We start from the raw sequence: 14,096 nt of genomic DNA on the forward strand, positions 1-14,096 counted from the left end.
ATGGCTAAAATAAAAAAACCAAAACATATTGCAGTAGCCGGCAATATTGGTGCGGGAAAAACAACACTTACAGAAATGCTGAGTAAGCATTACAAATGGATTCCGCAATTTGAAGACGTGGACCACAATCCTTATTTGATGGATTTTTATGAAGACATGCCACGCTGGAGCTTTAACCTGCAAATTTATTTTTTAAACAGCCGCCTGAATCAGTTATTAGATATTCAAAGAGGTACCGAAACCGTAATTCAGGACAGAACCATTTATGAAGATGCTACTATTTTTGCACCCAATTTGCACGATATGGGTTTAATGCCTAAAAGAGATTTTGAAAATTATTATACTTTTTTTCAAACCCTCAAAAGCATGATTCAACCACCTGATCTGCTCATTTATTTAAAAGCATCAGTGCCTACCTTAGTAGCTCAAATTCAAAAAAGAGGTCGGGAATATGAAGACAATATTCGCTTAGATTATTTGAAAAAACTAAACGATTATTATAAACAATTTGCCGATAATTATAAAGAAGGTCCTATTTTAATTGTTGACTGCGATAAAAATAAATTTGCTGAAAACGAAGAACATTTGGGTGAAATTATCAGCAAAATAGATGCTACATTATTTGGATTATTTTAAATCAATTGTAAATAATTATCCTACACAAAAAATCCCGCAGAAACAGCGGGATTTTCTCATTTGTCAGAGCAATCGAAGAGACCAAAATTTAAAATCAGACAGTAGTTTTGGGTGCGGCATAAACAATATCCCGAGGAACACCTGATTTGTATTTTTCGAAATTTTGATTAAACAATGCAGATAGTTGATGTGCTGCCTTATCATAAGCATTCCTATTACTCCAGGTGTATCTGGGATGTAATAACTGAACCGGAACACCGGGGCAGGTTTTAGGAATTTGAACGCCAAAAACCGGATGCGTTTCAAATTCTACATGATTGAGTTTTCCAGACAATGCAGCACCAACCATGGCACGGGTATACTGCAAATTTATTCGTTTACCCACGCCATAACCACCACCGGTCCAGCCTGTATTTACCAACCAAACTTTAACTGCATGTTTTTTAATCTTGTCACCCAACAATGCAGCATATTTACCTGGATGCAAGGGCATAAACGGCGCTCCAAAACAAGCACTGAAGGTAGCTTTTGGCTCTGTTATGCCTGCTTCGGTACCGGCTACTTTTGCGGTATAGCCGCTAATAAACTGGTACATGGCCTGTTCGGTACTTAATTTACTGATAGGTGGTAATACACCATAAGCATCGCAGGTTAAAAAGAAAATATTTTGGGGAATACCGGCAATAGAAGGTACTAAGGCATTGCTGATATAATGTAATGGATAACTAACCCTTGTGTTTTCTGTAATGGATTTATCTGAAAAATTGATTTGATTGGTATTTGGATAAAATACAATGTTTTCCACTAAAGCGCCAGGTTGAATGGCCTTAAAAATTTCTGGTTCTTTGGCTGCATCCAAATCTATACACTTTGCATAACAACCGCCTTCAAAATTAAATACACTGTTGGTATCCCATCCATGCTCATCATCACCAATTAATTTTCTTGTTGCATCTGCACTAAGGGTTGTTTTACCGGTGCCGCTTAACCCAAAAAACAGCGCAACATCATCGTGTTTGCCAACATTTGCACTACAGTGCATACTGAGTGTATTGTGTTGTACAGGCAATAAAAAATTCAAAACAGTAAAAATTCCTTTTTTTATTTCACCGGTATAACCCGTTCCTCCTATAATAATGGTTTTTTCAGTAAAAGAAATAATCGCAAAATTACCCTGCCGTGTACCATCAGTTTGTGGGTTGGCCAAAAAGCCGGGGGCCTGAATAATATACCAATCCGGTTCAAATTCTGTCAATTCATCGGCAGTTGGCCTAATGAACATATTGCAGGCAAATAAATTGCTCCAGGGGTTCTCATTAATTACCCTGATTTTGATTCTATAATCGGCATGTGCACAGGCAAATGCATCTCTCACCCAAATACTTCCCTTGTTGTTACAATAATCAATTAATTTATGTTTTAATGCACTAAATTTTGCAGCATCAAAGGGAATATTAAAATTATTCCAGTCTACAATATGTTCTGTTATACTGTCTATTACTATAAACTTATCTGATGGACTCCTTCCGGTAAATTTTCCAGTTTCCACACACAACGCACCCGTATTATTTAAAACACCTTCCGATCTTAAGAGGGTTTGTTCGGTCAATGTTTCCGCTGAAAGTTGATAATGTATTTGTAAATTAAATGAAAAACCAAGTGTGCTCAACTGTTCAGGCAATAGCGATTGATTCATTGTGGCAATCATACAAACAATCATTTGTTAGTTTTGCAAAGATATAGTCACGCATTCCAGTTAAACAAACAACGTGTATCCATTACACTTTTAAAAAAATTTAATTGTTTTCAGTAATAACAATCATTTTTTAAATAAATCAAAGTAGAATTTACATGAACCTGATTAAAACCGTTATTTCTTTTACAGCATTCGAAAAATAAAAAGTTATTTATTTTTTGCATTTCTACATACTTTTTTATCCCGGTTAAAATGATTATCCTGTTTAAAAAGGGGAATTCTCTGCATTTGAATTTACCTTTACTACTTTTTTATAAAAACCCATTTTGTATATGATGGCTCCTGAAATGATTGAAGCATTAATTCAGATTGTTGGCAATGAAAATTATATTGTAAATGAAGCAGACCTATTTAAATACGGGCACGATGAAACGGAAACCATACAACGAACGCCTGAAATAGTTGTAAAGCCCAAAAATACTGCAGAAGTTGCCGCAATTATGACTTTATGTCATCAAAATCGTATCCCGGTTACCCCCAGGGGGGCCGGTACCGGTTTAAGCGGTGGCGCTATTCCACACCAAGGTGGTGTAGTATTAAGTTTAGAAAAATTCAATAAAATTATATCTATTGATGAGCAAAATTTACAGGTAACTACCGAACCGGGTGTAATTACCGAGGTACTACAAAATGCAGTAAAAGAGAAGGGTCTATTTTATCCGCCCGACCCCAGCAGCAAAGGCAGTTGTTTTATTGGGGGAAATATTGCCGAAAACAGTGGCGGACCCAAAGCTGTAAAATATGGTGTAGTGAAAGATTATGTATTGAATCTGGAGGTTGTTCTGCCAGATGGTACCATTATTGAAACCGGTGCCAATGTGTTAAAAAATTCAACCGGCTATAATCTTACCCAGTTAATGGTAGGAAGTGAAGGTACTTTAGGAATTGTTACCAAAATTGTATTAAAATTAATTCCCTTACCCAAATATGATGTTTTAATGCTGGCAGCTTTCAACAATTTACAAAAAGCAGGTGAAGCGGTAAGTGCTATTTTCAGAGCAGGTTTTGTACCCAGCGGACTTGAATTGGTAGAAATTGATGCACTAAAAATAGTAAGTACAATGATGGATAGTCATACAATTCCGGTAAATGATGCCATTGCTGCACATTTACTGATTGAATTAGACGGCAATCACAAAGAAATACTGATGCAGGAAATGGAAGCCATTGCCATGCTTTTAGAAAATTTTGAAGTAGGCGATTTATTTTTTGCAGAAGATGAAGCACAAAAAAATGAGCTTTGGAAATTAAGGCGCCGTGTAGCTGAAGCTGTAAAATTAGATGGATATACCATTGAAGAGGATACTGTTGTACCCAGAGCATTTTTGCCCGATTTAATTTTGGGTGTGAAACAATTGGCACAGCAATATGGTTTTAAAGCAGTTTGTTATGGCCATGCCGGTGATGGTAATTTGCATATCAGAATAAAAGATCCGAATACCACTACCAGCTTTAATCAACTACATATTCAAAAAGCATTGGCAGATTTGTTTATTTTAGTAAAAAAATTAGGCGGCACCATTAGCGGCGAGCATGGAATAGGTTTAATTCAAAAAGAATACATGCCATTGGTAATGCAGGAAGCGAATTTGCAAATAATGCGCTCTATCAAAAAAGTATTTGATCCTAACAATATTTTAAACCCCGGAAAAATTTTTGATATGCATTAAGCACTTAGGTTTGTATTGTATAATTTTTAAAACCATCCAATTCATTTCCATAAAAAACACAGGTATGAAAAAAATTTTTTTATTAATGACATTTTTTACAGTGGCTTTGGGCAGCAGCTTGTCGTTAAAAGCACAACAAAGGCAAATACCTCCTACTTATTCTAATTCGCCTTATACCAGTAGCAGAAATGCCCCCGCCGGCACAGGCTTTCAGAAACAAAACATGTTTATTGGAGGAGGTTTGTCACTGGGTTTTGGCACCTATAGTTTTAATATTGGCGGTACACCCGAAATTGGCTACTCGTTCAATGAGTGGTTAGATGCAGGTGTTTCTATTAACCTCAATTATCAATCCATTAAAGCAGATCCTTATTACAATAATGATATCAGACAAAGAAGCTTTAATTACGGTGGCGGACCATTTGTGCGAATTTTTCCCATTAAACAATTGTTTCTTCAGGGGCAATTTGAACAAAACTGGATAAAATACAATTACCTCAATATGACCAATAATCAGGCTACCAGTTTTAACACCAATGCTTCCAGCTTTTTAGCCGGTGTGGGTTATGCACAACGCATTATTGGACAAAGCACATTTTATACGGTCATTATGGTAGATGTATTAAACAGTCCCTATTCACCTTACAGAAGTTACAATGGTGTAACCAGTACCGCTTTACCTATTATAAGAGCAGGTTTTAATTTTTATCTCCATCCAAAAAAGCAATAATTTCTGAAGGAGTAGCAAACTGGTATAAAAAGCTATCCCAGTTTTCATATAAAAATCCATAATGCTGCATATTTTGTAAATGCGCTATCAATGCATGATAATATCCTGCTGAGTTCAGTAGGATTATTTTTTTATCGTGAATTCGTAAATTATTCCAGGTAAGCATTTCAAACAATTCATCCATTGTGCCATTGCCACCGGGTAACACAATGGCTGCATCACATAACTCGTACATCATTTTTTTACGGGTATGCATGTTGTCCACTACTTTCAATTCGGTTAAACCCAAGTGCTGCCGCTCCTGTTCCATCAAAAGTTCGGGAATAACACCGGTAACTTTGCCGCCATTTTCCAATACCGCATTGGCCACTGCGCCCATTAAGCCCACATTGCCACCTCCATACACCAAATCCATATTTTTTGAAGCCATTAAACTGCCCAGTTGCCGTGCATGTTCTACAAAAATTGCATTATTCCCATTTTTACTTCCGCAAAACACAGCTATCTTTTTATATTGCATCATTATTATTTTAAACACAATATTAATTGCCTTTATTAAAAATATGAATAAAGCACTGTAAAATATTTATGATATTGTGTTGAATTATTCATTGAAAGTTGCGCTTATGCCACCCCTACTCTTATTAAGTTTTGTTGTTGCCTACTTTGTAATACTATTAGCCGTAGCCTGGTATACCGGAAAAAACAGTACGAATGATTCATTTTTCATAGGCAACAGAAATAGTAACTGGATGCTGGTGGCTTTTGGAATGATTGGCACATCGCTAAGCGGTGTAACTTTTGTAAGCGTACCCGGAACAGTTAGTACCAATGGGTTTTATTATATGCAGGTAGTATTTGGCTACTTATTGGGGTATATTGTTGTTGCATTTGTTTTAATGCCGCTTTATTATAAATTACAACTTACTTCAATTTACAACTACCTGCAAAACCGTTTCGGTTTTATTGCCTACAAAACAGGCGCCTTATTCTTTATAATTTCCAGAACGGTAGGCGCCACCGCAAGATTATACCTTGTAATTAATGTATTGCAAATATTTATATTAGACGAAATGGGTATTCCATTCTGGTTAACCAGCATCATTATTTTAATAATGATTTTATTGTACACATTTGAAGGAGGCGTAAAAACCATTGTATTTACAGATACCCTGCAAACCAGCTTTATGTTGATAGGTTTAGTGGTTTGTGTACTTTATATTATGTACCATTTGCAACTTTCTTTTTCAGGAACTATTCAACAACTTCAACTAAAAGGTTATACCCATTTTTTTAATACCGATATCAATAGTAAAGGCTTCTTTTTAAAACAAATAATTGGTGGCGCATTTATTACCATTGCTATGACAGGTTTAGACCAGGAAATGATGCAAAAAAACATTAGCGTAAAAACACTGAAAGGTGCTCAAACCAATATGCTCAGTTTTAGTGTCATTATTGTATTAGTTAACTTTTTGTTTCTATTGTTAGGGGGCTTGTTGTATTTATTTGCTGCACAAAACGGATTAAATTATACCGGAGATGACTTATTTCCCACCATTGCTTTGCACTATTTACCTAAAGCAGTGAGCATGATTTTTATTATCGGACTTATTTCAGCATTATTTCCCAGTGCAGATGGTGCTTTAACTGCGCTTACTTCTTCATTTTGTATTGATATATTGGGCATCAGAAGAGGCCAACTTGCAGAAAATCAGCAAAAAAAAATAAGGCAAAGGGTTCACTTAACTTTTACACTTATTTTTCTGATTTGCATTTTTGTTTTTAAAATAATAAACAGCAAATCAATCATCAATGTAATATTAGATTTAGCAGGATATACTTACGGACCGTTGCTTGGTTTGTTTGCTTTTGGCATTTTCAGTAAAAAAACACTGAATAAAAGTTATACTATCACGTTTGTGTGCCTTGCCGCACCAGTTTTGAGTTATTTTTTAGAAAAACTAATACCAAACCTTATCGGCGGATTTCAAATTGGAATTGAGTTATTGCTTATCAACGGATTAATCACCTATTGGGGCTTATGGCTCATTTCAAAACCAGCCGTTCAACCACAAAAATAATGGTATGGAATTTTTGAATATAGAAGTAGAAAAATATGCAGAAAAATTCACCTCTGTTCAAAATGAACATTTGCAGCGAATTTATGCACAAACCAATGAGTTGCATCCGCATGCACACATGATGAGCAACAGCGTGCAGGGGCAATTATTATCCTTTCTAAGTAATATCATCCGGCCAAAATACGTTTTAGAAATTGGAACTTTTACCGGATACAGTGCTTTGTGTTTGGCGGAAGGATTAACAAAAGATGGCGAATTGCATACCCTTGAGTTAAGAGCAGAAGATGCAACAACTGCACAACAAAATTTTAGCAAATCGCCATTGGCAAAACAAATACATTTGCACATCGGAAATGCTTTAGACATTATTCCAACCCTTCCTTTTGAATGGGACCTTGTTTTTATCGATGCCGATAAAACCGGTTATATTAAATATTATGAGCTGGTATTACCCAAATTGAAAAAAAATGGTGTAATTATTGCAGACAATGTGCTGTTTCACGGTCAGGTTTTAGAAGAACCCATCAAAGGAAAAAATGCAATTGCCATTCATGCTTTTAATGAATGGGTAGCCAATGATGTTAGAACCCATCAGGTTTTACTGACTGTTAGAGACGGACTTTTACTGATTAAAAAGCGATAAAAAATGAAGTTTTTGAGTTGTTTATTTTTGTTTTTTGGGCTCCATACAGCCATTGCACAATCGGATAAAACCCTGGCATATATTAACCAATATAAAGATATTGCCATGCAGGAAATGATTAGAACCGGTGTACCGGCTGCTATTACGCTGGCTCAGGGCATTTTAGAATCATCGAATGGAGAGAGTGACCTTTGCAAAAAATCGAACAACCATTTTGGTATTAAATGTAAAAACGACTGGACCGGCGATCGGGTTTTTCATAATGATGATACCAGACACGAATGTTTCAGAAGCTATCCAAATGCTGCCGCCTCTTTTCAAGACCATTCCAATTTTTTAAAAACAAGACCTAATTATCAAAGCTTGTTTGCATTAAACCCAACCGATTATACCAATTGGGCTTATGGCTTAAAAAAAGCCGGCTATGCTACTGAGAAAGATTATGCCCAACGATTAATTGAGCTGATTAACCGTTATAATTTGAACGAATACAGTGTAATGGCACTGACAAAAGGAAAAGAACAAAAGGCCAATTTTGCCCAACAAAGTACTGCCACATTCAATAATGATAAAGAAGTGAAAGCTACAATGCCCACCACACCCGAGCCGGCAGCTTCCCCTGCAAAAGCTGTTATGCAAACCAACACCCCGGTTGCATTTGCCAATACCAAATCAATTGCTGAACCTGAAACGGTTTATCCCGAAGGAATATTTACCATCAATCACCTGAAAGTTGTCTATGCAAAAAAAGGCACAGCCTTATTATCCATTGCCAATCAGTATCAAATTAACTTAAGCCGCTTATTAGAGTACAATGATTTGGAAGATGAAAATATTCTGCAAGCCGGTCAACTCATTTTTTTAGAGAAGAAAATGAAGAAGGGCGATAAAGATTTTCATATTGTAAAAAATACAGAAACTTTATACAATATCTGTCAACAGGAAGGCGTTAGAATGGAAAACCTGCTTCAATTCAACAAATTGCAAAAAAATATGCAGCCACTACCGGGCGAAAAAATTTATTTGCGCTTTCTGGCACCGGCATCTCCAAAATATACTACTATTGCTCCTGAAAACAGCAGTACTACATCTCGCTAAATAATTCAATGCACATGGCCAATACAATTCAGGTATTAGACAAACATTTTGTACCTTTTATAGACGCAGCTGCCATTCATACAAAAGTGATAGCATTGGCTGAGCAATTGGCTTCCAATTATCAGGATAAAAAACCCCTTTTTATTTGCATTTTAAATGGGGCTTTTATGTTTGCTGCAGATGTATTTAAAGCATTACCCATTGAGGCAGAAATTTGTTTTATTAAATTAGCCTCCTACAAAGGCACCAAATCAACCGGCAATGTTATCACTTCAATTGGTCTGGATGTTTCCATCACCAACCGGCATGTCATTATACTGGAAGATATTATTGATACCGGAAAAACCCTTCATAGTTTTTTACCCCAAATTTATAACCAGCAACCTGCCTCTTTAGAAATTGCAGTGTTATTGCACAAACCCGAAGCCACAGCATTTCCGGTTCCCGTAAATTATTGCTGCTTCTCCATTCCCAACAAGTTTGTGGTAGGTTATGGGTTAGATTATGATGGTTTTGGCAGAAATCTGGGCGCTATTTATCAGTTAGAGGAATAGTTCTGCCTATTTTTAATAGAAGCAAATCATTAATTTTATTTGGAATGATAAGAATCTTTTATCTTTAAGATTCCTATTCACCAACAACTCATGAAGCATTGCCTGCCGGTATGTCTGTTTTTATACTTTGCCATTCCTTCATTTAGCCAATATTTTTTACGTGGCGAAATAAAAGATGAAAAAGGAAGGCAATTAGAAAGGGCTAAAATACTTTTAGCTTCAAAAGGAAATATGCCATTTTACAGTGGTAATTTTGGTGCATTTGGCATATTATGCCCTTATCCGCAAGATACCATTACCGTTTTTTATGATGGATATGAAGTGTATAAAAAGGAAGTAAATACAAAAGTATTTAATGAAATTATACTGAAAATGCTGCCTGAAACGGCCAGTCTTTATGCCAATAAATTGAGTTCCAGAACCATCAATCTGGAAGATAACGGCGAATCTTATTTTTCTACTTTAGGCGAAAGCTACAGTTCATTAATAGAAAATCAGTTTGTAAATGCCAAGCTATATCCTGAAACAGGTTTTTCACTAAATATTGATAAAGCTTCCTACAGTAATATCCGCCGTTTTATCAATAATGGCATGTATGTTCCATCAAATGCCGTTCGTATTGAAGAAATGTTGAATTACTTTGATTTAAGAGGAACCAATTTTCCTAAACCCAAAGACAGCAGTAGTTTTAGTGCAGCATCTACCATAACCGGCTGCCCCTGGAATGATAAAAATTTTTTATTGTTTGTTCAATTGCAGGCACCTAAAATTAATCTGGATAACATTCCACCCAACAACTTAGTTTTATTAATTGATGTATCAGGCTCAATGGACCACCCCACCAAGTTGCCCTTACTGCAATCGGCTTTTAAGTTATTGATAGAAAATCTAAGAGCAGAAGATAAAGTGTCAATTGTTACTTATGGCGGAGGCGTTCATGTTGCATTATCAACCACCTCAGGCAATAACAAGCAAAAAATCAATAATATTATTGATTCATTGTATGCCGATGGCGATACACCCGGCGAAAACGCTATCAGAACCGCTTACAGCATTGCTAAAACCAGTTTTATACCCAATGGTAATAACCGAATTATATTAGCTACTGACGGCGATTTTAATGTAGGTCAAACCACCGAACAGGAATTGGAGAACTTAGTTTCTTTTCAAAAACAATCGGGCATATTTTTAACCTGCCTCGGTGTTGGCATGGGCAATTATAAAGACAGCAAACTGGAAGTTTTAGCCAAAAAAGGCAATGGCAATTTTGCTTACATAGACAATATACACGAAGCCGAAAAAATTCTAATAAAAGAATTTACCAAAACCATGTATGCGGTGGCAGTAAATGCGTATACCAATATACAATTTAATCCGGCTGTAATTAAGAAATACAGATTAATTGGCTTCGATAATAAAAAATCGGCAATTGTTGATACCACCAGTTTATTAGAAGGTGGCGAAGTGGGCAGTGGGCATAACATGATGGCAGTGTTTGAAATTGTACCTGCAGAAACCTTTCATACAACTGAAACATTAGCAGGCTCTTTAAACCTAACCTTTCAATTGCCTAAACATACTCAAAAAATTACGCAAAGCTTTCAATTACCCTACCACCCTATTGCATTTAATGATGCGCCTCCGCAAATAAAATTAGCTACTTCTATTGTGATGTTTGGTTCATTACTCAGGCAATCGAAATTTGTAAAAAACTATACTTTTCAAGATACCATTAATTTGGCACAAACTGCTATTAATCCTGCCAATACTTCAGAGCAAGAACTTTTGCAGTTAATGCAAAAAGCAAATAATATTTATAATTATCGCAAAAAAAGATAGCGATTTGCAAGCATTAAAAGGTATTCAGTTATTTTTTAAATGGAAGGGTAACAATATAGAAGAAACCTTTAAAGAAAAACAGGCTTCTGTATCTTTGAATAAACTATCCGTTCATCCATGTCGAAGAAAAAATTCATTCAAAGAGATATTAGCTGGTTAAGTTTCAATGCACGTGTATTACAGGAAGCTAACGACCCTACCGTTTCATTAAAACAACGTATCCGTTTTTTAGGTATATTTTCAAACAATACAGATGAGTTTTTCAGAGTAAGGGTGGCCACTTTAAAAAGAATGGTAGAATTTAGTGCCAAACGCAAGTTACTCAATATGCACATGGAAGATCATCCACAAAAAATTTTGGATGAAATACACACCATTGTATTGCAACAACAAAATGAGTTTAACCGAATATGGGACGCAATTCTGGAAGAATTAAAAAGAGAAAAAATTTTTTTGGTAGATGAATCTCATTTAACAAAAGAAGAATTGGCTTTTGTTAAAAATTATTTCGATAATACCGTTCGGGTAAATGTAATTCCTTTAATGATTGAAAGTTTGCCGCAAATGCCCTATCTGCGTGATAAAAGCATTTACCTCGGGGTAGTTATGCGAAAAAAAAATTCGGCTTATCAGCAAAAATATGCGTTAATTGAAATACCTGCAAAAGCAGTAGGGCGTTTTGTTTTACTGCCCTCAAAAGAGGGAGAAAGTCACATTATGTTATTGGAAGATGTGATTCGGGCTAATTTGCCGAATATTTTTTCATATTTTGAATATGACTATTTTAGTGCACATGTATTTAAAGTTACCAAAGATGCTGAGATAGATATTGACAATGATGTATCTACCACATTTGTTGAAAAAATTGAAAAAGGTTTAAAAAACCGACGCAAGGGCAAGCCCGTAAGATTTGTGTATGATAAAGAAATGGATGCCGGATTATTAGAATATCTGATTAGACGCCTGAACCTCAACAGAAAAAGTAATATTATACCTGGTGGTCGAATCCATAATTTCAGGCATTTTATGGATTTCCCGGATGTATTTCATCACACTACCGAACGCCGGAAACCCTTTACACATCCTGATTTGCAGCATGCACAACGTATTACAGATGTTATTCTAAAGCAGGATTTAATGTTGCATTTTCCCTATCACTCATTTAACGCAGTAATCGATTTATTGCGGGAAGCTGCTATTGATCCGGATGTAAAATCAATAAAAGTAACTGCCTACAGACTGGCACCAACATCTAAAATCATTAATGCACTCATCAATGCAGCCCGCAACGGAAAAGAAGTGGTAGTAATGCTGGAATTAAAAGCACGATTTGATGAAGAGGCTAACTTAGAATGGAAAAAAGTATTGGAAGAAGAAGAAGGAATCAAAGTACTGTTAGGCGTTCCACGCATGAAAATACATGCCAAATTATGCATCATCAAAAAAAGAGTAAAACATAAAATTATACAATATGGGTTTGTAAGCACCGGCAATTTGAATGAAGATACCGCCAAAGTGTATGGTGATATATGCTTATTTACTACCAACAGAAATGTAATGGCAGATATTAACCGTATTTTCAGGTACCTGGAATTTTGGAAACTGGGTACCGGCAATTTAAAATTGTGTAAAACATTAATGGTATGCCCTACCAATATGCGCAACGAAATTAATGCCCTTATTAATAAAGAAATTAAAAATGCCAAAGCAGGTAAAAAAGCAGGCATTACACTAAAACTAAATTCGTTAAGTGATGCCCCACTCATTGAAAAATTGTACGATGCAGCTGCCGCAGGTGTACCCATTCAACTAATAGTAAGAGGAATATTCTGTGCACAAATGGATTTTGGTAAAATGCGTAAAAATGCAAGCGCCATCAGTATTGTAGATGAATATTTAGAACATGCCAGAGTAATGATATTTCAAAATGAGGGCAATCCTAAAATATATATATCATCAGCAGACTGGATGGTAAGAAATTTAGACCATCGTGTAGAAGCGGCAATACCCGTATTGAATGTAAAACTTCGGCAGGAAATTATTGATATCATCAACATTCAACTTTCAGACAATGTAAAAGCACGGATATTAGACAGTGAATTATCCAATAATTATGTTCCCCATTCAGGGAAAAAACAAATCCGTTCTCAAATAGAAACCTATTTTTACCTGTATAAAAAAACACAACAACAAATTGAGATTAGCAGCAATTGATATTGGCAGTAATGCAGCAAGGCTATTAATAGCAGATGTTATTGAATACAAAGAAAAAGTTCAATTTAACAAAGTAAATTTAGTGCGGGTGCCTTTGCGTTTGGGTTTTGATGTCTTTGAAAATGCTGAGATTTCAAAACACAAACGCGGAATGATTTTACAAACGATGAAGGCTTACAGCCATTTGCTCAATGTTTATGAGGTACAGCACGTAAAAGCCTGTGCTACCAGCGCCATGCGTGATTCTAAAAACAGCAGCGATATCATTAGAAAAGTAAAGTTGGAAACCGGAATTGAAATTAAAATACTTACCGGTGATGAGGAGGCTACCATGATATTTGAAAACCATATTGCCGAAAATTTAGACACACAGCACGCTTACCTGTATATTGATGTTGGCGGCGGCAGCACTGAACTTACATTTTTTGCAGAAGGAAAATTAAAGTACAAGGAATCTTTCAATATCGGCACCATCCGTTTATTAAAAGGACTGGTGGCAGATAATACCTGGTTAGAAATGAAAGAACACCTGAAGACCAATACCAAATCAGCTTTACCAATTATAGCCATTGGTAGTGGTGGTAATATTAATAAAATATTCTCACTAAGCAAAAAGAAAGAAGGGAAGCCATTATCAATAGACTTACTGAAAGATTATTACAAAGAATTATCAAATGTAAGCCTGGAAGAAAGAATCAGAATATATAAACTACGCGAAGACCGCGCAGACGTAATTGTTCCGGCTCTACAGATCTACACCAATGTAATGCGCTGGGGAGGCATTAATGAAATTTATGTTCCCAAAATTGGATTGGCCGATGGATTAATTCAAAGTTTATATGAAGAGCTTACACAGGCTTCAAAATAAATAC

12 protein-coding genes are annotated in these 14,096 nt (G+C 35.8%); 10 read left to right on the forward strand and 2 right to left on the reverse strand.

Annotation, left to right across the window (positions count from 1 at the left end):
* On the forward strand, positions 1-636 hold the full coding sequence (locus A0F92_RS02885; RefSeq protein WP_068241453.1) for a deoxynucleoside kinase: 636 nt from the start codon (positions 1-3) through the stop codon (positions 634-636).
* Positions 637-730: 94 nt separating this feature from the next.
* Here A0F92_RS02885 and pckA read toward each other — a convergent pair whose 3' ends face one another.
* Positions 731-2,344: a phosphoenolpyruvate carboxykinase (ATP) gene (gene pckA / locus A0F92_RS02890; protein ID WP_167516765.1), complete on the reverse strand. Its 1,614-nt coding sequence runs from the start codon at positions 2,342-2,344 to the stop codon at positions 731-733.
* 320 nt (positions 2,345-2,664) lie between these two features.
* Between pckA and A0F92_RS02895 the strand changes: the two genes are divergently transcribed.
* Together A0F92_RS02895 and A0F92_RS02900 are read left to right on the forward strand one after the other, a co-directional pair.
* Entirely contained in the window at positions 2,665-4,062 is a 1,398-nt protein-coding gene (locus A0F92_RS02895) for an FAD-binding oxidoreductase (protein WP_253810098.1), read from the forward strand.
* Positions 4,063-4,126: 64 nt separating this feature from the next.
* Positions 4,127-4,792, forward strand: a complete 666-nt coding sequence (locus A0F92_RS02900; RefSeq protein ID WP_167516766.1) for a porin family protein — start codon at positions 4,127-4,129, stop codon at positions 4,790-4,792.
* Here the strand turns inward: A0F92_RS02900 and A0F92_RS02905 are convergent.
* Positions 4,761-5,315 carry an LOG family protein gene (locus A0F92_RS02905; RefSeq protein ID WP_253810100.1) on the reverse strand — a complete coding sequence of 185 codons (555 nt, stop codon included), beginning with the start codon at positions 5,313-5,315 and terminating at the stop codon, positions 4,761-4,763. The two genes, A0F92_RS02900 and A0F92_RS02905, sit on opposite strands and share 32 nt — an antisense overlap.
* A gap of 103 nt (positions 5,316-5,418) precedes the next feature.
* Here A0F92_RS02905 and A0F92_RS02910 point away from each other — a divergent pair, with 103 nt between their 5' ends.
* From A0F92_RS02910 to A0F92_RS02940, 7 genes are all read left to right on the forward strand, one after another.
* Complete coding sequence (locus tag A0F92_RS02910; protein WP_068241457.1) at positions 5,419-6,876, forward strand: sodium:solute symporter; 1,458 nt, start codon at positions 5,419-5,421, stop codon at positions 6,874-6,876.
* Positions 6,877-6,880: 4 nt separating this feature from the next.
* Positions 6,881-7,519, forward strand: coding sequence for an O-methyltransferase (locus A0F92_RS02915; RefSeq protein WP_068241459.1), 639 nt, complete (start codon positions 6,881-6,883; stop codon positions 7,517-7,519).
* Positions 7,520-7,522: 3 nt separating this feature from the next.
* Positions 7,523-8,617 (forward strand): glucosaminidase domain-containing protein, encoded by a 1,095-nt coding sequence (locus tag A0F92_RS02920; RefSeq protein ID WP_068241461.1) that lies wholly within the window; start codon positions 7,523-7,525, stop codon positions 8,615-8,617.
* Positions 8,618-8,631: 14 nt separating this feature from the next.
* The gene (hpt, locus tag A0F92_RS02925; protein ID WP_068241463.1) at positions 8,632-9,171 is read left to right on the forward strand and encodes a hypoxanthine phosphoribosyltransferase; all 540 of its coding nucleotides are present in this window, start codon (positions 8,632-8,634) and stop codon (positions 9,169-9,171) included.
* Positions 9,172-9,261: 90 nt separating this feature from the next.
* Complete coding sequence (locus A0F92_RS02930; protein ID WP_068241465.1) at positions 9,262-11,010, forward strand: vWA domain-containing protein; 1,749 nt, start codon at positions 9,262-9,264, stop codon at positions 11,008-11,010.
* 117 nt (positions 11,011-11,127) lie between these two features.
* Entirely contained in the window at positions 11,128-13,224 is a 2,097-nt protein-coding gene (gene ppk1 / locus A0F92_RS02935) for a polyphosphate kinase 1 (protein WP_068241467.1), read from the forward strand.
* Positions 13,205-14,092 carry a Ppx/GppA phosphatase family protein gene (locus A0F92_RS02940; protein WP_068241470.1) on the forward strand — a complete coding sequence of 296 codons (888 nt, stop codon included), beginning with the start codon at positions 13,205-13,207 and terminating at the stop codon, positions 14,090-14,092. The genes ppk1 and A0F92_RS02940 overlap by 20 nt, the downstream gene beginning before the upstream one ends.
* Positions 14,093-14,096: the final 4 nt, after the last annotated feature.

It is taken from the genome of Hydrotalea flava (genome assembly GCF_001623405.1).
GTDB classification, from domain to species: Bacteria; Bacteroidota; Bacteroidia; order Chitinophagales; family Chitinophagaceae; genus Hydrotalea; species Hydrotalea flava.